Annotated in this window: 20 protein-coding genes, 1 tRNA gene and 1 pseudogene; 9 read left to right on the top strand and 13 right to left on the bottom strand. The window is 71.7% G+C overall.

Going from position 1 to position 21,069, the window contains the following annotated elements; all coding sequences use genetic code 11:
* The first annotated feature begins 68 nt into the window (after positions 1-68).
* The 3 genes from Q2K20_RS08415 to meaB all read left to right on the top strand — a co-directional run bounded on the left by Q2K20_RS08415 (position 69) and on the right by meaB (position 5,315).
* Entirely contained in the window at positions 69-1,907 is a 1,839-nt protein-coding gene (locus tag Q2K20_RS08415) for a methylmalonyl-CoA mutase family protein (protein ID WP_317176940.1), read from the top strand.
* A gap of 1 nt (position 1,908) precedes the next feature.
* Positions 1,909-4,215, top strand: coding sequence for a methylmalonyl-CoA mutase (scpA, locus tag Q2K20_RS08420; RefSeq protein ID WP_067714383.1), 2,307 nt, complete (start codon positions 1,909-1,911; stop codon positions 4,213-4,215).
* 92 nt (positions 4,216-4,307) lie between these two features.
* The gene (meaB, locus tag Q2K20_RS08425) at positions 4,308-5,315 is read left to right on the top strand and encodes a methylmalonyl Co-A mutase-associated GTPase MeaB (RefSeq protein ID WP_269504000.1); all 1,008 of its coding nucleotides are present in this window, start codon (positions 4,308-4,310) and stop codon (positions 5,313-5,315) included.
* Between the two features lie 151 nt (positions 5,316-5,466).
* Here the strand turns inward: meaB and Q2K20_RS18200 are convergent, their stop codons facing one another.
* The 5 genes and pseudogenes from Q2K20_RS18200 to Q2K20_RS08445 all read right to left on the bottom strand — a co-directional run bounded on the left by Q2K20_RS18200 (position 5,467) and on the right by Q2K20_RS08445 (position 9,460).
* Positions 5,467-5,610 (bottom strand): hypothetical protein, encoded by a 144-nt coding sequence (locus Q2K20_RS18200; protein WP_182640387.1) that lies wholly within the window; start codon positions 5,608-5,610, stop codon positions 5,467-5,469.
* Between the two features lie 92 nt (positions 5,611-5,702).
* A pseudogene (locus Q2K20_RS08430) lies at positions 5,703-6,940 on the bottom strand (RNA polymerase sigma factor).
* A 106-nt stretch (positions 6,941-7,046) separates the two neighbouring features.
* Positions 7,047-7,412: a YciI family protein gene (locus tag Q2K20_RS08435; RefSeq protein WP_269503999.1), complete on the bottom strand. Its 366-nt coding sequence runs from the start codon at positions 7,410-7,412 to the stop codon at positions 7,047-7,049.
* A 351-nt stretch (positions 7,413-7,763) separates the two neighbouring features.
* Entirely contained in the window at positions 7,764-7,961 is a 198-nt protein-coding gene (locus Q2K20_RS08440) for a hypothetical protein (RefSeq protein WP_067714393.1), read from the bottom strand.
* A gap of 74 nt (positions 7,962-8,035) precedes the next feature.
* Entirely contained in the window at positions 8,036-9,460 is a 1,425-nt protein-coding gene (locus tag Q2K20_RS08445; RefSeq protein ID WP_301162135.1) for an acyltransferase family protein, read from the bottom strand.
* A gap of 208 nt (positions 9,461-9,668) precedes the next feature.
* On the opposite strand from Q2K20_RS08445, the gene Q2K20_RS08450 reads away from it, so the two are divergent.
* The gene (locus Q2K20_RS08450; protein ID WP_317176767.1) at positions 9,669-10,715 is read left to right on the top strand and encodes an NAD(P)/FAD-dependent oxidoreductase; all 1,047 of its coding nucleotides are present in this window, start codon (positions 9,669-9,671) and stop codon (positions 10,713-10,715) included.
* Here Q2K20_RS08450 and Q2K20_RS08455 read toward each other — a convergent pair.
* The 6 genes from Q2K20_RS08455 to Q2K20_RS08480 all read right to left on the bottom strand — a co-directional run bounded on the left by Q2K20_RS08455 (position 10,712) and on the right by Q2K20_RS08480 (position 14,970).
* Positions 10,712-11,731 (bottom strand): nucleoside hydrolase, encoded by a 1,020-nt coding sequence (locus Q2K20_RS08455; protein ID WP_317176768.1) that lies wholly within the window; start codon positions 11,729-11,731, stop codon positions 10,712-10,714. The genes Q2K20_RS08450 and Q2K20_RS08455 overlap by 4 nt on opposite strands.
* Complete coding sequence (locus tag Q2K20_RS08460) at positions 11,728-12,255, bottom strand: DUF664 domain-containing protein (protein ID WP_269503992.1); 528 nt, start codon at positions 12,253-12,255, stop codon at positions 11,728-11,730. The genes Q2K20_RS08455 and Q2K20_RS08460 overlap by 4 nt, the downstream gene beginning before the upstream one ends.
* Entirely contained in the window at positions 12,249-13,742 is a 1,494-nt protein-coding gene (locus Q2K20_RS08465; RefSeq protein WP_410494187.1) for an SDR family NAD(P)-dependent oxidoreductase, read from the bottom strand. The genes Q2K20_RS08460 and Q2K20_RS08465 overlap by 7 nt, the downstream gene beginning before the upstream one ends.
* 33 nt (positions 13,743-13,775) lie before the next feature.
* Complete coding sequence (locus tag Q2K20_RS08470) at positions 13,776-14,429, bottom strand: hypothetical protein (protein ID WP_120283236.1); 654 nt, start codon at positions 14,427-14,429, stop codon at positions 13,776-13,778.
* The gene (locus tag Q2K20_RS08475) at positions 14,426-14,794 is read right to left on the bottom strand and encodes a TfoX/Sxy family protein (RefSeq protein WP_119191686.1); all 369 of its coding nucleotides are present in this window, start codon (positions 14,792-14,794) and stop codon (positions 14,426-14,428) included. Before Q2K20_RS08475 ends, Q2K20_RS08470 begins: the two co-directional genes overlap by 4 nt.
* A 90-nt stretch (positions 14,795-14,884) precedes the next feature.
* A tRNA-Leu gene (locus Q2K20_RS08480) sits at positions 14,885-14,970 on the bottom strand.
* Between the two features lie 201 nt (positions 14,971-15,171).
* On the opposite strand from Q2K20_RS08480, the gene Q2K20_RS08485 reads away from it, so the two are divergent.
* Positions 15,172-15,714, top strand: coding sequence for a YbhB/YbcL family Raf kinase inhibitor-like protein (locus Q2K20_RS08485; protein ID WP_067714407.1), 543 nt, complete (start codon positions 15,172-15,174; stop codon positions 15,712-15,714).
* Between the two features lie 13 nt (positions 15,715-15,727).
* Here Q2K20_RS08485 and Q2K20_RS08490 read toward each other — a convergent pair whose 3' ends face one another.
* Both Q2K20_RS08490 and Q2K20_RS08495 read right to left on the bottom strand, forming a co-directional pair.
* Entirely contained in the window at positions 15,728-16,795 is a 1,068-nt protein-coding gene (locus tag Q2K20_RS08490) for a quinone-dependent dihydroorotate dehydrogenase (RefSeq protein ID WP_096905474.1), read from the bottom strand.
* A gap of 49 nt (positions 16,796-16,844) precedes the next feature.
* A complete protein-coding gene (locus tag Q2K20_RS08495) occupies positions 16,845-17,846 on the bottom strand; it encodes a hypothetical protein (protein ID WP_067714412.1) in 1,002 nt (333 codons plus the stop codon).
* Positions 17,847-18,051: 205 nt separating this feature from the next.
* Here Q2K20_RS08495 and Q2K20_RS08500 point away from each other — a divergent pair, with 205 nt between their 5' ends.
* Genes Q2K20_RS08500 through Q2K20_RS08515 form a run of 4 tightly spaced genes read left to right on the top strand, consistent with a single transcriptional unit; the run spans position 18,052 to position 21,065 of the window.
* Positions 18,052-18,897, top strand: a complete 846-nt coding sequence (locus Q2K20_RS08500; RefSeq protein ID WP_216637642.1) for an undecaprenyl-diphosphate phosphatase — start codon at positions 18,052-18,054, stop codon at positions 18,895-18,897.
* Between the two features lie 56 nt (positions 18,898-18,953).
* On the top strand, positions 18,954-19,658 hold the full coding sequence (locus Q2K20_RS08505; protein ID WP_163375768.1) for a histidine phosphatase family protein: 705 nt from the start codon (positions 18,954-18,956) through the stop codon (positions 19,656-19,658).
* 40 nt (positions 19,659-19,698) lie between these two features.
* A complete protein-coding gene (locus Q2K20_RS08510; RefSeq protein WP_067714421.1) occupies positions 19,699-20,286 on the top strand; it encodes a DUF3090 domain-containing protein in 588 nt (195 codons plus the stop codon).
* On the top strand, positions 20,283-21,065 hold the full coding sequence (locus tag Q2K20_RS08515) for an SCO1664 family protein (protein ID WP_067714424.1): 783 nt from the start codon (positions 20,283-20,285) through the stop codon (positions 21,063-21,065). The genes Q2K20_RS08510 and Q2K20_RS08515 overlap by 4 nt, the downstream gene beginning before the upstream one ends.
* Positions 21,066-21,069: the final 4 nt, after the last annotated feature.

The following is a 21,069-nucleotide window of genomic DNA, read 5'->3' on the forward strand; positions in this document are numbered from 1 at the left end:
CGGCCCCGGTGGGGCTGGACTAGAGTCCGGGGGTGACCCCCTTCACTCCACACGAGAACGAGGTACCGGTGACCAGTTCGACCACAGGCCCAGACCTTCGCTCCTGGTACGCCTCTGTGGGAGCCGTCCTCGCGAAGGCCGCCCGCAAGGATCCCGCCGACATGCCCGAGGACTCCTGGCGCGCACTGGTCGCCACCACACGCGACGGCATCGAGATCAACCCGCTGTACACGCGGGAAGACGAGATCGCCGAGCGCCCCGCGCCCGGGCAGTTCCCGTACGTCCGCGGCGGGGGCCGGTCGGGGCTGCCCGAGAGCGGCTGGCACGTCAGCTCGCGCATCGCGGTCACGGGGGAGGCCTCCGAGGTCAACACCGAGATCCTGGACCTGTTGAACCAGGGGGTCTCGGCACTGTGGCTCACCGCCGAGCCCGCCGCGCTGGCAGCGGTCCTCAAGGACGTCTACCTGGATCTGGCCCCGGTCACCTTCGATTCCGGTGCCGGCCTGGTCGAGGTCGCCGAGTCGTTCCTCGCCCTGCTCGACGAGCGCCGCGAGGCGGGTGACGGGGTCGTCGACCGCGCCGCCGTCGTCGCCGACCTGGGGGCCGCGCCCGTGACCGCCGCCTACGCGGGGACCGGCACGATCGAGCTCGACGCCGCGGTGCAGCTGGCCACGCGCGTCACCGAGCGCGAGGAGACCATCCGGACCTTCGTCGCCGACGGCACGGTCTTCCACGCCGACGGCGCCGGCGACGCCCAGGAGTTGGCCTACGCCGTGGCCGCCGGACTGGAGTACGTGCGGGCGCTGATGTCGGCGGGACTGTCCGCCGCCGCCGCGCTGCGCCAGATCTCGTTCCGGCTCGCCGCCACCGATGACCAGTTCGCGTCGATCGCCAAGTTCCGCGCGGGACGGCTCATGTGGGCCCGCGTCGCCGAACTCCTCGGCGCTCCCGAGGCCGGTGGCGCTCCGCAGCACGCGGTGACCTCCATGGCGATGATGTCGCGCCGGGACCCGTGGGTGAACATGCTCCGGACCACCCTCGCCGCGTTCGGCGCCGGGGTCGGCGGCGCCACCTCGGTGACGGTCCTCCCGTTCGATGCCTCGGTGCCGGGGGGCCTCGAGAGCACCTCCCATGCCTTCGCCGCGCGTATCGCCCGCAACACCCAGCTCCTGCTGCTCGAGGAGTCGCATCTCGGACACGTCGTGGACCCGGCCGGTGGCTCCTGGTACGTCGAGTCGCTCACCGACGCGCTCGCCGACGCCGCGTGGTCGGCGTTGCAGACGATCGAGGCGGAGGGCGGCCTGACCGCCGCGATCTCCTCGGGGACCGTCGCCGACGCCATCGCCCGCGTACGCGAGGCACGCGACGCCGACATCGCCCACCGCACGGCTCCGATCACCGGTGTGTCCGAATTCCCCAATCTCGACGAGCAGCCCCTCGACGCCTCCCGCCGTGGCGGCGACGACTACCGCTACGGCCGCGCGTTCGAGGACCTGCGGGACCGGTCCGACGCGCACCTGGAGGCCACCGGCTTCCGCCCGACCGTCCTGATCGCGGGCCTCGGCCCCCAGGCCGAGACGACTCCCCGCGTGACGTTCGTGGCCAACCTGCTCGCCGCCGGCGGCATCGAGGCACGCAATCCGGTCGTCACCGAGGCCGGGCAGTACGCCGGGGCGCACGAGGGCGAGCGGATCGCCGTGCTCTGCGGCGCGGACAAGCGCTACGCGACCGAGGGCGCCGACGCCGTCCGCGCGCTCCGGGACGCCGGGGTGTCGACGGTGTACCTCGCCGGCGCCGAGAAGGGCTTCCCCGCCGACGCCACCGACCGCCCGGACGGGTACCTGGCCCTCGGCATCGATGCCGTCGCCGCCCTGACCACCCTCCTCGACCAGCTGGGAGTGCAGTGACATGACGACCTTCCCCGATTTCAGCACCACCCCGTTGCGGGAGACCTCCGAGGGGGCGCCCCTGCCGGACGGTGTCGAGACCACGGCCGACCACGAGGTGGGTCCCGGCGTCGACGCGGACCCGACGTGGGAGACGCCGGAGGGTATCGACGTCAAGCGCGTCTACACCAAGGCCGACCGTGACGCCGTGGAGGCGGGCACCGCCCCGACCGACGACGGCGAGGAGGTCACCCCCTTCCCGTTGGACACGGTGCCGGGTGCGGCACCCTTCCTCCGCGGGCCCTACCCGTCGATGTACGTCAACCAGCCGTGGACCATCCGCCAGTACGCGGGGTTCTCCACGGCCGCCGAGTCCAACGCCTTCTACCGGCGCAACCTCGCAGCCGGCCAGAAGGGCCTGTCGGTGGCGTTCGACCTGGCCACGCACCGTGGGTACGACTCCGATCACCCGCGGGTCGCCGGCGACGTCGGCATGGCCGGGGTGGCGATCGACTCCATCCTGGACATGCGCGAGTTGTTCGACGGCATCGACCTGTCGTCGGTGTCGGTGTCAATGACGATGAACGGCGCCGTCCTGCCGATCCTCGCGTTCTACGTGGTGGCGGCCGAGGAGCAGGGGGTGACGCCGGACCAGCTCGCGGGGACCATCCAGAACGACATCCTCAAGGAGTTCATGGTCCGCAACACCTACATCTATCCGCCCAAGCCCTCCATGCGGATCATCTCGGACATCTTCGCCTACACGTCGAAGATGATGCCGCGCTTCAACTCGATCTCCATCTCCGGTTACCACATCCAGGAGGCCGGTGCGACGGCCGATCTCGAGCTGGCGTACACGCTGGCCGACGGCGTGGAGTACCTCCGCGCCGGTCTGGACGCCGGGTTGGACATCGACAAGTTCGCGCCCCGCCTGTCGTTCTTCTGGGCCATCGGCATGAACTTCTCCATGGAGATCGCCAAGCTGCGCGCGGGGCGTCTGCTGTGGAGCGAGCTGGTCGAGAAGTTCGGGCCGAAGAACGCCAAGTCCAAGTCGCTGCGGACCCACTCGCAGACGTCGGGGTGGTCCCTGACCGCGCAGGACGTCTTCAACAACGTCGCGCGGACCTGCATCGAGGCCATGGCGTCCACCCAGGGTCACACGCAGTCGCTGCACACCAACGCCCTCGACGAGGCGCTGGCTCTGCCCACCGATTTCTCCGCGCGGATCGCCCGCAACACGCAGTTGCTCCTGCAGCAGGAGTCCGGGACCACGCGGCCGATCGACCCGTGGGCCGGCTCGTACTACATCGAGTGGCTCACCGCCCAGCTCGCCGACAAGGCCCGTCTGCACCTCCTCGAGATCGAGGAGGCCGGCGGCATGGCCCAGGCGATCGGGGAGGGCATCCCCAAGCTCCGCATCGAGGAGGCCGCCGCCCGGACCCAGGCGCGCATCGACTCCGGTCGTCAGCCCGTGATCGGCGTGAACAAGTACGTTGTGACCGAGGACCAGGAGATCGACGTCCTCAAGGTCGACAACTCCCGGGTCCGCACCGAGCAGCTGGCGAAACTGGACAAGCTGCGGGCGGAACGGGACGAGGACGCCTGCCAGGCAGCCCTCACCCGCCTGACCGAGGCCGCCTCCGGCGGGGCGGGCAGCGATATGGACGACAACCTCCTCGCCCTCGCGATCGACGCGGCCCGCGCGTACGCCAGCATCGGGGAGATCTCCGACGCGCTGGAGAAGGTCTACGGTCGTCACAAAGCGGAGATCAAGACCCTGTCCGGTGTATACCGGCAGGAGGTCACCAAGGAGGGCGCCGTGGACAACGTCACCCGGGCCATGCGGATGGCCGACGCGTTCGCCGAGCAGGAGGGGCGCCGTCCCCGCATCCTGCTGGCCAAGATGGGACAGGACGGCCACGACCGCGGTCAGAAGGTCGTGGGCACCGCGTTCGCCGACCTCGGGTTCGACGTCGACATGGGCCCGTTGTTCCAGACGCCGGAGGAGGTGGCCCAGCAGGCCGCCGACGCCGACGTGCACGTTGTGGGCGTGTCCTCCCTGGCCGCGGGTCACCTGACCCTGGTACCCGCACTGCGTTCGGCGCTCGCCGGGGTGGGGCGCGAGGACATCATGGTCACGGTCGGTGGCGTCATCCCGCCGGGTGACTTCCAGGAGCTCTACGATGCCGGGGCCGCCGCGATCTACCCGCCGGGCACCGTGATCGCCGAGGCCGCCATCGGGCTGCTCGACGCGCTCGCCGGCGAGCTCGGCCACGACCTCTCGTCGGCCGCCTCGGGTGAGGGGGCCGGCTCGGAGGTGACGTCCTGACCCGCCTCGGCTCCGGACCCGACCCGGCCGGTTCGGGCAACCTGTCGGGCAGTCTGTCTACCACGGCCGGCACCGGCTCGGTGCGTGGACCGGTGCCCTCGGCCACCGGGCCACGTCCGCGGCGCGAGATCGATGTCGACGCCCTGCTCGCCGGCGTGCTCGAGGACCGCCGCCCGGTCCTCGCCCGCGCGATCACACTGCTGGAGTCCACGAACCCGGCGCACCGGGAGAAGGCCCAACAGCTCCTGCTGGGCGCGCTGCCGCACGCCGGTGGGGCGCTGCGGATCGGCATCACCGGGGTGCCGGGGGTCGGCAAGTCGACGTTCATCGAGTCCTTCGGCCTGTATCTGGTGGAGCAGGGTCACAAGGTCGCGGTCCTCGCCGTCGACCCGTCGTCCACCCGCACCGGCGGCTCGATCCTCGGCGACAAGACCCGCATGGCCACCCTGTCCACGGAACCGAGGGCCTACATCCGGCCCTCGCCCACGTCCGGCACGCTCGGGGGCGTGGCCAAGGCCACGCGGGAGACGATGGTCCTGCTCGAGGCCGCCGGGTTCGACGTGATCCTCGTGGAGACCGTCGGCGTCGGCCAGTCCGAGGTGACGGTGGCCGGGATGGTCGACTGCTTCACGTTCCTCACCCTCGCCCGCACCGGCGACCAGCTGCAGGGCATCAAGAAGGGTGTCCTCGAGTTGGCGGACATCGTCGCGGTGAACAAAGCGGACGGCCCGCACGTCAAAGACGCCTCGCGGGCCGCCCGCGAACTCGGGGCCGCCCTACGGTTGGTGCGTCCTGCCGACGCGGTGTGGAAGGTGCCCGTCCTGACCATGTCGGGACTGGAGGCCGAGGGACTGGACCGCTTCTGGAACTCCGTCCGCTCGCATCAGGACACGATGAACGGGATCGGCGAGGTGGAGGCGCGGAGGGCGCGTCAGCAGGTGGACTGGACGTGGTCCATGGTCCACGACACGCTGATGGCCCGGCTGGCCGCCGATCCGGAGGTGCGCAGGATCGCCCCGGAAGTGGAGCAGCAGGTGCGCGAGGGCACGCTCACCGCGGCCCTCGCTGCGCAGGCGATCATCGACGCCTTCGACTCCTGAGCCCCGCCGGGCACCGTCTTGCGCAGTGCGCAGGCTTCGCACCGCCCCCGACCGCCCACACCAAATCCGCTACTCGCACTGCCAATTTGCTACTCGGAATCGGGTAGCGGATCCGGAGGGAGAGTAGCGGATTTCGTGTGCCGCGGCGTGGTCAGCGTTTGCGCAGTACGAACCCGACCGCGCTCATGTGCTGGTCGTGCGCGACGAAGGTCCTGCGCATGGCGAGAACCCGCCGGCGGGCGTCCGCGTCGCGGAGGAGGTTTCGGACGATCCGGGCCACGCCGACGATGCCCACGCCGACGATGCCCTCGTCGGCGAGGACACGGCGGGGCTATCCTGCGGGGCCGGGTGGGGGAAGGAGGGATGTGCGGGCACGCCCGACGTCCTTCAGGCGTCCCACCAGCGCTCAGGAGGTAGTCACGCTCGGCGTCGTTGCGGGCGAGTGCATGGGCGCGGACCCACGCCCGGCGCGCCTCCTCCGGACGCCCGAGCAACTCCAGGGTGACCGCCCTCGCCTCGTGGAACGGGTGGTGCTCGGCGAGCGCCGGGTCCGCGGACAACTCGTCCAGGTGGGCGATCCCCACCTCCGGCCCGTCTCGTCGCCCGATGGCCACCGCCCGCGCCATCCGGACCACCGGGCCGGGAGCGAGGATCACGAGCACATCGTAGAGAGCCACGATCTGCCGCCAGTCCGTCGACGCGAAGTCAGGGGTCTCGGCGTGCACGGCGGCGATGGCGGCTTGAACGGAGTACGGGCCCGGGCCGCCCGCGGCAGCCTGCTCTGCGAGCGACAGGCCTTCCTCGAGCAGAAGACGGTCCCACGTGCGGCGGTCCTGGTCCGGCAGGGGAACGGGCATCCCGTCGCGACCGGTCCGTGCGGACGCCCGTGCCTCGATCAGCACCATCAACGCCAGCAACCCGGTGACCTCCGACTGCGTGGGCATCAACCTGTGGACGATGCGGGCCAGCCGGATCGCCTCCTGCGTCAGATCCGTCCTCAGGTGACTCGCCCCCTCCGTCGCGGCATACCCCTCGGAGAAGACGAGGTAGATCACGGTGAGAACGGCCGAGAGCCGGTCGGGAAGCTCCGCGCTCCCGGGTACCCGCACCGGGATCCGGGTGACCCGCATCCGCCTCTTGGCCCGGACCAGCCGCTGCTGCATCGTGGGCACCGGCACCAGGAACGCCTGGGCGATCTCGGGGGTGGTCAGCCCCGCCAGGTACCGGAGCGTGAGCACGACCTGCTCCTCGACCCTCAGGGTGGGGTGGCAGCAGGCGAAGAACAGCTCGAGACGCTCATCCGGGATTTCGTCCGGATCCGCGGGCGAGACCTCCACCGCACGGGCCACCCGGTGTTCCTGCTCGACGTGCAGCCGGGCCAACCGCTCCGTCAGAGCCCGCTGTCGCCGGAGTCGGTCGATCGCCTTCCGCGCCGCGGTGGTCATGAGCCAGGCCAGGGGCTTGTCCGGCACACCGGTGACCGGCCACTTCTCCAGCGCGGCCGCGAAGGCGTCCTGCGTCGCGTCCTCCGCGAGGTCGAGGTCTCCGAACCGCGCCACGAGAGCCGCGAGCAGTCGCGAGCGGTCCTCCCGGCGCAGCGCGCCGAGCACGTCGCGAACCGCCAGACCCGGGGCCGCGCTCTCGCACTCCCCGGGTCGGCGGTCACCGGGCGCCCCGCGCTCGGTGCCCACGGCGTCTCCTGGTCCCTCGGTCACCGGTGCCCGGCGTCCGTCAGTACTCTGCGATGGCCCGGACCTCGACCCGGCCACCATGCACTCCCGGGCATCGCCGCGCCCACGCGAGCGCCGCGTCGATGTCGGGCACGTCGATGATGATCGTGCCCCCGACGAACTCGCGGCTCTCCGCGAACGGACCCGAGGTGATGACGATGTCGCCGCCACCGGCGGGGGCCGCGAGACTGACCGCGGTCTCCGGGTCGTGCAGGGCAAAACCGCCGGCGAGGACCCCCGCGGCCTCGAGTTCGGCATCGAACGCCATGAACGCCTCCGGTCCGGGCCCCTCGACGGCCCCCTCCGGCCCGGCCTCCCCGCACCGGACGTCGTCGATGGTGCCGAAGAGTAGAAGCACGTACTTCATGTCGATCTCCTGACTGTGACTGGTGGATGCCGGCCGCGGTGAAGTGCGCCGACACCTTCATGACGAACGGGCGCCCGAAGATCGGCAGGTCCGCGGAATGAATCTCCGCGCTCGCTGATTCCGCTCCCGGGGCATCCGCGCAGGAGATGTCGCCCGCGGCTGTCTCAGAGGCCGCGCGACTACACTCTCGCGGGCACACGAGGCTCACAGCCGTCAGGGTCGGATGCACACGCCGGCATGCTCACCCACACGCGACAGCTCGTCTGTGAACGACGCGGACGCGAATGGAGTCAGACAGGAGGCGACGGGGGAGACGACAGATGCCGACTCCGAGCCCGCCGACGCTCCGGTTCAGTACCGTTCGTCCGGCACCCGACGGCTCCGCGAGCGCATCGCGAACAGCAGACCGATCACGAAGAGCACCACACCGGCCACCATCAGGATCACCGCGAGGGTGTTCGAGTCGATACCCGGAATGCTGATCTCGACCGCGTACATGAGTATCGCGCCGAGCACCACGAGGACCACTCCGCCGCCGATGTAACCCATAGCTGTTCTCCTTCGTCGTGAGCGTGCGCGTGTCCGCGGTTGTGCGCTCACCCTACGAGAACTCGGCGCCGAATTCAGGCGTGCGGGGAGAGCAGCTTTCGTGCCGGTTCCTCGATGAACCGGTGGCTCGCTGCGCCCGCGGCCAGCGAGCCGGCCACGGTGACGGGCCAGATGACCCCCATCCGCTGGTCCCATAGCCGCGTGCGGGTGAGGGGGAACGCGGCGTGCAGGACGAGCTGATGCCACAGGAAGATTCCGTACGACCAGGTGCCGACCTTCTGCAACGGCGCGGACTCCAGGACCGGGAACCGCGTGCCCTCCGGGGCGAGGACCACCGGGGCCAGGACGAGGAACGCCATCGTGCCCGCCAGACCGGTCCGGGCCGCGAACTCGACGGGGCCCGGGTGGACGAATCCCTCGGAGAACCATCCGGGAACGGTGGTGGCGACCAGGGCAGCGCCGCCGGCGAGCCACCACCCCCACCTCGCGAGTCGATCGCGACACATCCGAGCGAGCGTGCCGGGGGGCGCGGTGACGACCTCGGCCAGCAGCATCCCCGCGGCGAACCAGGCGGCGAACGACGGCGGGAGGATCTGGACGTTGACGTCGGCCGGCAGGATGCCGAGGGCGTGCCACGGGAGCATCGGGAACACGAGACCCGAGGCACCGAACGCGGCGATCGCCGGGATACGCCACCGGGCGGAGTCGCCGCGCAGGTCCTTCATCGCGGTCCACAGCAGCGGGAAGGCGAGGTAGTACGCCATCTCCACGGCCAGCGACCACGCGTGCGTCAGCCCGGCGACGAGGAAGTTCGACGTGTAGATCTGCGTGAGGGTCAGGTTGGCGATCCAGGAATCCGGGCCGTTGACGTGGTTCTGCTCGAGCAGCAGCATCGCGGCGGCGACCAGCACCGCGTACGACGGCAGGATCCGCACGAGACGCGAGCGGAGGTACTCGCGGGTCGGCCGGGCGGTTCCCGGCTCGTCCCTGCGCGCGTGGGCGGCGTGGGCTCGCCACAGCAGGAACCCGGATTTGGCGAAGAAGACGGCGACCGCCAGGTCGAGTCGCCCGAACAGCCGTTTGACGGGTGACCCGGTGGACGCGCGGGTGACGAAGGCGACGTGGGTGGTCAGCACCCCGACGGCCGCGAGGCCACGGATCCCCTCGAGGGCGGGGACGAATCCCCGGGCCCCGGCGAGTCGGCGTGGCGCCGAGCCGGCCGAAGTCGCGTCCCTGCCCGCCGGGTATCCCGAACGGGTGGCCGTCGCGTGGCCCGCACCCTCGAAGGACGCCGCACCGGGGCCTGCCGCCGGTACGGTCACCTCGGCGCGTTGCCGGATCCGCCTACGCACGGTCTCCCGCGCGGTGGCCACGGCGTTCCGGACGGTGACCACCGCAGGCTCGGCCTCGCCGGAGGCCACCGCTGCGCGACGTGCGGAGACCCCGGCGACGACCGCCCCGCCCGCGACGACGATCAGGGCGGTGGCGACAGACCTCATGGACTCTCCCGGGGCGGTGAGGTGGGATGACGGCGGTGCCCGGGAGGGCCCAGAGGCCGCCCGGAACATCCGGAGAAGCCTAACACCGGTTCTAGTTCCGTCCATCGACCGCCCGCGCCTCCGGGTCCGATCACTCCGGGGGCGGGCCGGTGGTCGGTCGGCACCGGTTTTCGTAGGGTGGCATCACCCGTTTCCCGATCGGAGAGCCATGACCGACGCCCCCACCGACCCCGGGTCCGACGCCGTGGACGACCACCCGCCGGAGGCCGTGGACGTCCTGGTGATCGGCGGGGGCCCGGCGGGCCTGTCGGCCGCCACCTGGGTCGGCCGGTATCAGCGCTCCACCCTGCTCGTCGACGCCGGGTGCCAGCGCAATCTCGCGGCGCAGCGGATCCACGGCATGCTCGGCACCGGCCCCACCACACCCGCCGAGTTCTACGCCGACGTCGACGAGGGTCTTTGCGAGTACCCGACCGTCCGACGACTCGGTGGAGTCGTCACCGACCTGGTCAGGAGATCCGACGACCGGTTCGTCGCCCGAATCGCACCCGGCGCCACAACGGATGGTGGTGACGAGAACCCCGTCACGGTCACCGCCAGGCGGATCATCCTCGCTACCGGCGTGCGCGACCGGCTACCCGACCTCGCGGGGATCGACGACCACTACGGGGTCGACGTGCACCACTGTCCCGCCTGCGACGGCCTCACCGCCGCCGGCCGGCGGATCATCGTGCTCGGCGTGGGCGCGCATGTGCCCGCCTACGCGTCCGAATTGCTGGACTGGGCGTCGGAGGTGGTCATCGTCACCGAGAGCGACTCCGACCCGGCCTTCGACGACGATCAGCGGGCCGCCTGCGCGGAGCACGACATCGAGGTGATCGACGGGGTCGCCTGGGAGCTCGTCGGCGCCCCCGGCCAGCTGGAGGGGGTGCGGCTCGCGGACGGGAGGGTGATCGCGGGGTCGAAGGTGTTCTTCTCCTACGCGCACCACCCGACGAACGAGCTCGCGACGTCCCTGGGCTGCGAGCTGGACGACGAGGGCGGTCTCACCGTGAACGCGATGCAGCTGACCAGCGTCGACGGCGTGTACGCCGCCGGCGACATCGTGACCGGCCTGCAGCTCGTGCCGATCGCCGTGGGCACCGGCGCCGCGGCCGGCGTGGCGTGCGCGACCTCGCTGCGCGGGCACGCCACCGCCGAGTGCGTTCCCGACCCGGCACCGCCGACCCGGAACTTCACGCGGCCGGACAACTAGCCGGGCCGGCCCGCCACCGAGACGATCGCCGCGCAGATCTCGTCCAGGACCGCGTCCGGCCCGCCCGGCACCAGCACGTCGGTCGCGATGCGGGCGTTGTCCACCCGGCGCCGGTGCCCGCGGACGTCCGCCACCGTCATGCCGCGAGTGTGCTCGCCCGAGCACTCGACCCGTACGTTCGCCGGCGCGGCCACCACCGCCTCCGGGTGCAGGGCCATCCACGCGACGAACGGGTCGTGGACCTGCGCCAGGTATCCCTCCCCGACGGAGTCGTGGAACTCGAAGTAGAACCGCAGGGCCTCGGTCAGCCGCCGCGCCAGCGGGGAATCCGTGGCCTCGAGGAGCCACTCCGACCGCTCGGGGGTCCATACCGCGCGTTCGGTGAGGTTCAACCCGCACCACAGCGGGGTCGGCACCGCGGGATCGGCGGTGCGCGCGTCCTCCCACGTCCGGCACACGCGGTCGGCGGCCTCGGGGTCCACGTCGACGTTCCATTTGCTGACCGGCGTGGTGTTGCCCGGATGCCCACGGAACGTCCCGCCCATCACCACCAGCCCGCCCAGCAACCGGGGGAGTGCGGGGTCGAGTGCCAGGGCATGGGCCAGCGTGGACGAGGGACCGGTCACGATCCCCACCAGCTCACCGGGATGGGCGCGCGCCGCGTCCACCCAGAGTCGCGCACCGTCGCGGGGATCGACCGGCCTCGTCGTCGTCGCCCTCGTCGTCGTCAATTCCGCGTACCCGGCCCCGCGGGGGCCGTGCGTCTCGGGGGTGAGCACGTGGGGCACGGCGATCGGGCCGGGCGCGCCGGCGGCCACCGGGAGCCCCGGCGCGCCCGCGAGGTCCAGCCACGCACACGCGTTGGCGACCGTGTCCTCCGACCCGGCGTTGCCGGCCGTGCACACCACGCCGGTCAGGTCGGTCCGCCCGGCGCGGTGCTCGGCCACCAGGTAGGCGATCGCCAGGGCGTCGTCGATGCCCGGGTCGCAGTCGAGCAGCACCGGGGTGCGGCTCACCGCGAGCGGCCCCGGGAGAGCAGGACGTCGCGGGTCACCTGCAGCTGGCCGGTGTGGGCGGCGACCTCGTGCAGGATGTGGCCTACGACCCACTCCGGGGTGAAGGTCCCCGCCCGGCGCGCGGCGTCGACGTCGACCGTGGTCCCGGCGGGAGTGGCCAGATCGCCCCGTCCGACCGCCGCGGTGACCCACCCGGGAAGTCGGTCGATCAGGGCGCCAAGCCGGTCGAGCTCCGGCCCCACCGGTCCGGTGAAGGCGAACTCGGCGTCACGATCCCGGACGATGTCCTCACCACCCAGGCAGGCCGCGCCCCAGGAGGCGAGCACCCCGCACAGGTGGTGGACGAGCGCGGCGGCGGAGTTGGTGGGCCACTCGGAACCCTCGTCGGTGGGCCGCGAGTGCACCAGCGTGTCGGGCCCGTCGCCGCTTAGATCGGCCACCGCGGCGCGGATCGTGGGCAGCAGCTCGTCGGCGAGGATCCGGCGGGCGGCGTCGACGTTCACGGCGGGGTCGACGTTCACCACGGGCTGGGCTCGAAGTCCTTGAGGAAGCAGCCGTAGAGGTCCTCGCCGGCCTCGCCGCGGACGATCGGGTCCACCACGCGGGCGGCGCCGTCGACGAGGTCCAGGGGCGCGTGGAAGCCCTCCTCGTGCAGCCGGACCTTGGTGGTGTGCGGGCGCTCGTCGGTGATCCAGCCGGTGTCCACGGCGGTCATGAGGATGCCGTGTTCGGTGAACATCTCCTCGGCGGAGGTGCGCGTGAGCATGTTGAGGCCCGCCTTGGCCATGTTGGTGTGCGGGTGGCCGGCGCCCTTGTAGCGGCGCGAGAACTGTCCCTCCATGGCGGAGACGTTGACGACGTACTTGCGGCGCGCCTTCGAGGCCGCCATGGCGGGGCGCAGGCGGGAGACGAGGATGAACGGGGCGACCGAGTTGGCGAGCTGCACCTCGAGCATCTCCATCGGCTCGACCTGCTCGACCGTGGCCACCCAGCTGTTGTGGTCCACCACGTCCGGCAGCAGCCCGCCGGCGTCGATGGCGGTCCCGGCGGCCATCCGCTCCAGCGAGGACGAGCCGGCCTGCAGCGCCAGGGTCGCGATGTGGTCGGCCTCGCGCTCGGCCTCCTCGGACCCGATCAGCGCGGACTCGCCGCCCATGAGCGCGGCCGGGTGCAGTTCGGAGGTGCGGCCCATGGTGACCACGGGGATGTCGGCGGCGCGGCCGGTGAGGGCGGCCGACTCGCCCTCGACGAGCCCGGAGTACGACCCGGGGGAGCGGCGCACGGTCTGTGCGGCGTTGTTGATGAGGATGTCCAGCGGGCCGCCGGCGGCGACCTCGTCGGCCAGCGCCACCACCTGGGCGGGGTCGCGCAGGTCCACGCCGATCAGGTGCACGCGGTCGGCCCACTCGGAGTGGTCGTCCATCGAGGCGAACCGGCGGGCGGCGTCGCGGGGGAAGCGGGTGGTGATGGTGACGTCGGCGCCGGCGCGCAGCAGCATCAGGGCGATGTACATGCCGATCTTCGCGCGGCCGCCGGTGAGCAGGGCCCGCCGGCCGGTCAGGTCCATCTCGGGATCCCGCCGGGCCCGGTTGAGCGCGGCGCACCTCGGGCACAGCTGGTGGTAGAAGGCGTCGACCTGGGTGAAGCGCTGCTTGCAGACGTAGCACGCCATCGCGCGCTGGAGGTGGCCGGCGACGGCGCCCGGGGTGGTGGAGACCAGGCGGATTCCGGCGGTCTCGTCGTCGATCCGGGTGGGTGAGCCGGTCGCGGTGGCCTCGATGACGGCCTTGTCCGCCTCCTGGCGAGCGCGACGCACCTCGGCGCGGCGCGTCTTCTTGAGGAGCTTGAACATGTGGCCGACCGACCGCTGCACCCGGATGGAGTCGGGGTGGTCCTCGCCGAGCGCGGCGGCCTGGTCGAGGACGCGCAGGCAGATCTCGAGGTCGCCCGGGTCGATACCGCTCGGGTCGATACCGCCTGGATCGAAACTGTCTGGGTCGATGCCGGTCACCCCGATACGGTACGACGACGAGGTGGTCAGCCCCTAAACCGTCCGCCCCCGCAGGGTGGACACGTCGCCGGCACGCAACCCGGTGAGCACGTGCTCCACCGCCCGCAGGTGATGGTCCCGCCCGGAGAGGACGGCGGTGGGGGCGAAGCCGTGGCCCGCGGCGTACGCCTCGGACACCAGCTGGGCGTGGGCCTCCACGGGCAGCACGCCCGGGCCCTGGCCGGCGGGGGCGTCGTGGGCGCCGCGGGCGAATGCCGCCCGCCAGTCGTAGGCGCGCCGGCCCAGGCGGATCTGCTCGCTCAACGCCCGCACCACGTAGCGCGGGCCGAGGTACCGGCCCTGCCAGATGTGGGTCAGTTCGTGCACCAGGGTCGGGGTGGCCCGTAGCCGCGTGGGGCCGGGGTCGGTCATGACCACGATCCCGGGGTCGGCGCCGAGATAGATCAGGCCCGGCAGCGCAAACGCACGCCGGTGTGGGACTCCCGGAACGTGGCCGCGGCGGATCACGACCGGCGTGGGGTCGATCGTGCCCGCGAAGAACCCGTCGAGATCGGCGCGGACCTCCGACGGCAGGTCCAGGGGCGGCGGAGCCAGCCCCAGGGCGTCCAGGCCCCGGTCTGCGGCGCGGGCGGCAGCTGCCAGGGCCCGTCCCGCCGCATCGCCCGGTCGGCCGGCGCTCGCCCTCACGGCGTCCCGCCGGTGACCGAACGGTTGTACTCCGGGGCCGGCGCGAGCCACCCGGCCAGCTGATCGTCCGTCGCGATCGACGACGGCTCCACGGTGATCCACCCGGGCCCCATGTCCCGCCCGGCGCCCATCTCGGCCCGGATCGCGCCGGGCAGGGCCATGAGCTCATCGTGCCGGTCGGGGGAGACCCTCACGAGCAGTGACCCGTCCCGTCCGGCGCTGACCGCGATCCTCTCGGACACCATGACGCAGTGGCCGCCGAACATCGACACCTCGCGGGTCACCGGCTCATCGACGAGGAGTTCGCGCAGGCGGTCGATGAGCTGCTGCTGAGCGGGGGGCGGTGTGCGGGGTGTGCGGGCCATCGGGCGACCTCCCCAGCAAAACTCACCCAGAAACAAGTGGGCCCCGGATCCTCACGGATCCGGGGCCACTTCTACTGTCTCGACACAGTGTGCGCGAGGGGGGACTTGAACCCCCACGTCCGTTAATAGGACACTAGCACCTCAAGCTAGCGCGTCTGCCATTCCGCCACTCGCGCTCGCACACTGGTGACCTCCACCGGCTCGTGTCCGGCTTGGTCGTGCGAGGAATGACATTAGCCGATGCCCGAACCGTGGACCAAATCGGGGTCCCGCCGCGGCTCCCACCGCCGGGTCATCGCTGGTAGACAGGGCTGGTAGACAGGGACGTGACCGGATGGAGGACCACTCCACACCGCCACGATCGCAGGAGGATGACGATGACCGACTTCCGTGTGCCCGACCCCTACGCCGCACTCCCGGATCTACCGGCCCTCGAGGTGACGAGCGAGTCGTTCACCGAGGGTGCCACCCTGTCGGCCGCGCAGCTCGGCGGGAAGATGGGTGTCGAGGGCGGCGAGGACAGGTCGCCACAGGTGAGCTGGAGCGCGGGTCCGGAGGGTACGAGGACCTACGTGGTCACCGTCTTCGACCCGGACGCCCCCACCGCGTCGGGCTTCTGGCACTGGTCGGTGGCCAACATCCCGGCAGAGGTGACCTCACTGCCCGAGGGCGCGTGCACGGGCGACGACACCTCGGGCCTCCCCGAGGGCGCGGTCGTGGTCCGCAACGACGCCGGCTTCAAGGGCTTCGTGGGCGCGGCCCCGCCGGCGGGCCACGGGCCGCACCGCTACATCCTCGCCGTCCACGCGGTGGGCGACGAGATCGAGCTCGGTGACGACGCCTCGTGCGCGTTCGTCGGGTTCAACCTGTTCGGCCAGGGCCTGGCCCGCGGCACGGTGACGGGGATCTTCGAGCAGTAGCGCTCAGTAGCGCTCAGCGCACCGCCGAGCCGACGGCCTCCGCCAGGGACCCGAACCCGCCCTGGCGGAGGCGCTTGGCCACCAACCGGTTGGTGCCGCGCAGGAGCGTGGGTCCGGTGAAGATGAACCCGGTGTAGGTCTGGACGAGGTTCGCGCCGTGGGTGATGCGGTCCCAGACGTCCTCGGGCGTCTCGATGCCACCGACGGAGATGATGACGATGCGGCCGCCTGCGCGTCCGTGGATCCGCGAGAGGACCTCCCGCGACCGGGCGGCGACCGGCGCGCCGGAGATGCCCCCGGCGCCCAGTGCCTCGACCGCCGCGGCGGGGGTCCGCAGTCCGTCACGCGAAATGGTGGTGTTGGTGGCGACGATGCCCGCCAGCCCCAGTTCCAGCACGAGGTCCGTCACCGCGTCGATGTCCGCGTCGTCCAGGTCGGGCGCGATCTTCACCAGGACGGGGATCGTGGCCACGTCCCGCACCGCCGCGAGGATGGGCCGGAGCGATTCGACGGCCTGCAGATCCCGTAGTCCCGGGGTGTTGGGGGAGCTGACGTTGACGACGAGGTAGTCGGCGAGACCCGTGAGCATCGTCGCCGAGGCAACGTAGTCGCGGACCGCGTCCTCCGCAGGGACCACCTTGGTCTTGCCGATGTTGATACCCACCGGGTCACTGCTGCGGCGCCGACGGAGGTTGTTGGCCGCGTTACCGGCCCCGTGGTTGTTGAACCCCATCCGGTTGAGGATCGCCCGGTCCTCGACGAGCCGGAACAGGCGTGGGGTGGGATTGCCCGGTTGGGGAGAGGCGGTCACGGTGCCCACCTCGCTGAACCCGAAGCCGATCGCGCCCCACGAGTCCACGGCGGCGGCGTTCTTGTCGAACCCGGCCGCCAACCCGAGCGGGCCGGGGAAGGTACGACCGAGCACCTCCTGGGCGAGCACGGGGTCCCGCACACCCAGGATCCGGCGAGCCACGGCACCGAGCGGGGGCACCAGGGTCAGGAGCTTGAGCAGGCCGAACACCAGGTGGTGGATCCGCTCCGCGGGAAAGCGGAACAGCACCTTCTTGAGCAGTGCGTACACGGTCCTCCTCGGTGAACGTCCCCGGGCGGGACGTGGGTCTTCTGGGCGATCAGCTCGCCGGCTCGGTGAGGGTCGGTCGGATGAGGTGCAGGCCCGCCCCATCCGCGGAACCGACCACCACCGTCCCCGAGTCGGTGACCGCCAGCGAGTCGGGCTGGCGCACCGTCGGGATGTCCGCGCGCTGGATACCGACGCCGTCGCCGAGATCGTACGCCTGGACGGTGTTCGTCCCCGTGGAGGTGACCCAGACGAGTCCTCTGGACGTGTCCTCCGCCACCGCCCACGGGGCCGCGGCGACGGGGAACTGCTGATGCAGCCGGACGGGCGAGGTCGAGTACACCAGCAGGGTCCCGCCGACCGTGTCGCTGGCCACCACGGAACGCTCGCCGAACTCGTCGAGCTGACCCGCCCCCTTGCCGGCACGCAGGAGCGGCCCGGCGTTGTCCGAGTCGAGGTCGATGCTGGCGATGACGGTATCGGGGCGGCTCAGGGCCGTCACCGAGCCGTCCCGGGCGACGCTGATCCGGTCCACGGCGGTCAGCCCGCCGATGCGACGCTGCTCGGCACCGTCGGCGTCGCGCACGACGATCTCGCCCTCCGGGGTGCCGGTCAGTAGTCGACCGTCCGTGGTCAGCGCGGCCGCGGTGACCGGGCCCAGCCCGGTGATCTCACGGACCTGCCCGGTGGCCGACACCAGGACGACGCCGTCGGAGTGGGGGACCAGCACCGTGCCGTCGTGCGCGGCCGAGGCATCGCCGGCACCCGGGGGCAGCGGCACGGAGTCCTCCTCCACCCAGCGGGTGCCGTCGATTCGACCGATCTCCAGCGACGGCGGGTCGTCGACCCGGGCGATGACCCGGTCACCCACCGCGACGAGGGAGCGGACCGAGCCGGGAACCGGGATCACGTCACCCCCGGCGGGGTCGGAGACCTGCGGCGACTCCGCGGGGGAGGCGTTGCCCTGGGCGATTCTGTTCTGCTCCTCGAGCTCCGCGGTGGGCGAGGAGCAGGCGGTCAGTGCGATCGCCAGGGCGAGGAGGGCGGCGGGCATGCCGGAACGGTGGAGGACACGTCGGTGCACGGTGTTCCTTTCGACTGCCCGCCATTGTCCACCACGCGGGTGCTCGGGCACCGTCCAGGTCCGGGCGACTACTCTCGCTGGGTGCGGTGACGCGATCCGCGTCCGATCCGCCGGAACCCGAGAGGAAACAGCGCACGTGAACACATCGGTCCTCGCCGCGCCCACCGCGGAAGGGATGTCCTGGCTCCAGGTCGTCGTGCTCTCGGTGCTCCAGGGCCTCACCGAGTTCCTGCCGGTGTCGTCGTCCGGCCACCTACGGATCTTCTCCACCTGGTTCTTCGGCGAGGACGCAGGCGCGTCCTTCACCGCCGTGGTCCAGCTGGGCACCGAGGCCGCGGTGCTGGTGTTCTTCTTCAAGGACATCGTGCGCATCCTCGTCGCCTGGTTCCGGGGCGTGTTCGACTCCGCGCACCGCGCCGACCCGGATTACCGCCTGGGGTGGTTCGTCATCGTCGGCTCGGTTCCGATCGCGCTCATCGGTTTCGTCGGCAAGGACTTCATCCGTGACGCCGCGCGGAATCTCTGGATCACCGCCATCGTGCTCATCGTCTTCTCCTTCGTGTTCCTGCTCGCCGAGAGGTTCGGCCGGCAGGACCGCCCCGTCGACGCCAAATCGCTCGAGGGTCTGACGATGAAGGACGCGATCGTCATGGGGCTGGCCCAGTGTCTGGCGCTCATCCCGGGCGTGAGCCGCTCCGGGGGCACGATCTCCGCCGGCCTGTTCCTCAACATGTCGCGCGAGGCCGCGGCGCGGTTCTCGTTCCTGCTGGCCATCCCCGCAGTCCTCGCCTCGGGCCTGTTCAGCCTCCCCGACGCGTTCGAACCGTCGGTGGGGCAGTCGGCGAGCGGATTCCAGCTCCTCGTGGGGTCGGCGATCGCGTTCGTCATCGGGTACGCGGCCATCGCCTGGCTTCTGAGGTTCGTGCAGAACCACTCGCTCGCCTGGTTCGCCGGGTACCGCATCCTCCTCGGCGCCCTGGTGATGATCCTGCTCGGCACCGGCACGATCCCCGCGACCTGACCGGGGCCGCCGCCCGGCCGGTGACCGACCCGGCGGGCCGTCGGTAATCTTCCCGTATGACCGTCATCCTGCTCCGGCACGGCCGATCCACCGCCAACACCGCCCTCACGTTGGCAGGCCGTACACCGGGGGTCGGCCTCGACGACACCGGCCACGCCCAGGCCGCGGAACTCGGCCGTCGGCTCGGGGAACTGCCCGTCGAGGCGGTCGTCCGGTCGCCCCTCATGCGGTGCCGTCAGACGGTCGAACCCCTAGCGCGGTCGCTGGGCGTGGAGCCGCTGGTCGACGAGGGGCTGGTCGAGGTCGACTACGGCTCGTGGACGGGCCGGCCGCTCAAGGACCTCGCCTCCGAGCACCTGTGGTCGGTGGTCCAGCAGCACCCCTCGTCGGCGGTCTTCCCGGACGGAGAGTCCCTGGCCGGGATGGCCGGTCGGGCGGTGACCGCCATCCGTCGCCACGATCAGCGCCTGGCGGACGAGGCGGATCGCGACGTGCTGTGGGTGGCGTGTAGCCACGGCGACGTCATCAAGGCGGTGATCGCGGACGCCTACGGGATGCACCTGGACCAGTTCCAGCGGATCGTGGTGGAACCCGCATCGGTGTCCGTGGTGCGGTACACGCCACACCGCCCGTTCGTGCTCCGGGTCAACGACACCGGCGGCGACCTGGCGGGTCTCCGCGGGGACCCGGCCGGCCGGGTCGGCGACGCCACGGCGGGGCACGGCAGCTCGGACGCCGTCCCCGGCGGGAACGTAGCCTGATGATCCGCACCACCATCCACCCCACGAGGAGACCACCCGCATGAGCAGGGCAGTGCACGAGTTCCGCGACCCGACCCGGTTCGTGGTGGGCACGGTCGGTCAGCCGGGCGAGCGCGTCTTCTTCGTCCAGGCCACCGAGGCGGGCCGGACCATATCAGTGCGGTGCGAGAAGCAGCAGGCCCAGATCCTGTCCGAGAGGATGGGCGACCTGCTCGACGAGATCGCCGACAAGTCCGACGTCCCGATCCCGCCCGCCGGCGGCGTCGTGGATGATCTCGACCCGCTCGAGATGCCGGTCGACGCCGAGTTCCAGGTGGGCACCATGGGGCTCGGCTGGGACGGGGAGCACTCCAAGATCGTGGTGGAGTTGTTGGCGATGGACCCGTCCGCCACAGACGAGTCGGTGGTGCTGTCGGACGCCGAGGACGCGCCGGACGCGCTGCGTGTCTTCCTCACCCCACAGCGCGCCCGGCAGTTCGTGCTCCGCAGCGAGAAGGTCGTCTCCGCCGGGCGTGCCCCGTGCCCGCTGTGCGGCGAACCGATCGACACCACCGGTCACCTGTGCGTCCGCCTCAACGGTTATCTCCCGCGGTCCGGTGAGACGCTCACCGACCTCATCGACCCGTGACCGACCGCCCGGTCAGCCCCGAACTCACCGTGCTGTACCGGATCCCGTCCGGCAGCAACGCGGTCTACCACTGTGTGGACGCCCACGGGGACAGCTGGGTCTACAAACCGTCGGCGGGCGAGCGGCCGCTGATGGACTTCCCCGACGGCAGCCTCGCCGCGCGGGAGATCGCCGCACACGCGGTCTCCGAGGCGTTGGGCTGGGACCTCGTGCCACAGACCGTGTCCGCGCACGGCCCGGGAGGGCCGGGGATGGCCCAGCGCTGGATCGAGGAGGTCGATCGCGAGCAACGCTCCGGGCACGACCCGATCGACGTCCACCCCGCCGACGCCGTCCCGGGCGGTCGGGCAGTCGTGCTTCGGGGGGAGGGCGCGCGGGGAGAGGACGTGGTGGTCGCCCACGGCACCGACGACCGGCTGCGCCGGATCGCGGTGTTCGACCACGTGGTCAACAACGCCGACCGCAAGGGCGGACACGTCCTCGTCGACGCCGCGGGGGTCGTCTGGGCGATCGACCACGGCCTGTCCTTCCACACCGAGCCCAAGGTGCGCACCGTCCTGTGGGGGTGGGCGGGTCAACCCCTCACCGCCGACGACGTGGCGGGGTTGGAGCGTCTCCGGCGCGACCTGGCAGAGGGCGGCACCCTCGGCGCGGCCCTGTCCGACCTGCTCTCCTCCGCCGAGGTCGAGGCTCTCACCGATCGCGTCGACGCCCTCCTGGCGACGCGGGTGTTCCCCGTTCCCGGCCCCGGCTACCCCTTACCCTGGCCGCTCTTCTGACCGC

This window comes from Dietzia sp. IN118 (genome assembly GCF_032905965.1).
Lineage (GTDB): Bacteria > Actinomycetota > Actinomycetes > Mycobacteriales > Mycobacteriaceae > Dietzia > Dietzia kunjamensis.

Excerpts from the sequence above, each read along its gene's own strand:
- scpA (WP_067714383.1), top strand. The coding sequence starts at position 1,909 with ATGACGACCTTCCCCGATTTCAGCACCACCCCGTTGCGGGAGACCTCC.
- Q2K20_RS08435 (WP_269503999.1), bottom strand. The coding sequence starts at position 7,412 with ATGAAGTACGTGCTTCTACTCTTCGGCACCATCGACGACGTCCGGTGC.
- Q2K20_RS08440 (WP_067714393.1), bottom strand. The coding sequence starts at position 7,961 with ATGGGTTACATCGGCGGCGGAGTGGTCCTCGTGGTGCTCGGCGCGATA.
- Q2K20_RS08445 (WP_301162135.1), bottom strand. The coding sequence starts at position 9,460 with ATGAGGTCTGTCGCCACCGCCCTGATCGTCGTCGCGGGCGGGGCGGTC.
- Q2K20_RS08450 (WP_317176767.1), top strand. The coding sequence starts at position 9,669 with ATGACCGACGCCCCCACCGACCCCGGGTCCGACGCCGTGGACGACCAC.
- Q2K20_RS08475 (WP_119191686.1), bottom strand. The coding sequence starts at position 14,794 with ATGGCCCGCACACCCCGCACACCGCCCCCCGCTCAGCAGCAGCTCATC.
- Q2K20_RS08485 (WP_067714407.1), top strand. The coding sequence starts at position 15,172 with ATGACCGACTTCCGTGTGCCCGACCCCTACGCCGCACTCCCGGATCTA.
- Q2K20_RS08495 (WP_067714412.1), bottom strand. The coding sequence starts at position 17,846 with ATGCCCGCCGCCCTCCTCGCCCTGGCGATCGCACTGACCGCCTGCTCC.
- Q2K20_RS08500 (WP_216637642.1), top strand. The coding sequence starts at position 18,052 with ATGTCCTGGCTCCAGGTCGTCGTGCTCTCGGTGCTCCAGGGCCTCACC.
- Q2K20_RS08505 (WP_163375768.1), top strand. The coding sequence starts at position 18,954 with ATGACCGTCATCCTGCTCCGGCACGGCCGATCCACCGCCAACACCGCC.
- Q2K20_RS08510 (WP_067714421.1), top strand. The coding sequence starts at position 19,699 with ATGAGCAGGGCAGTGCACGAGTTCCGCGACCCGACCCGGTTCGTGGTG.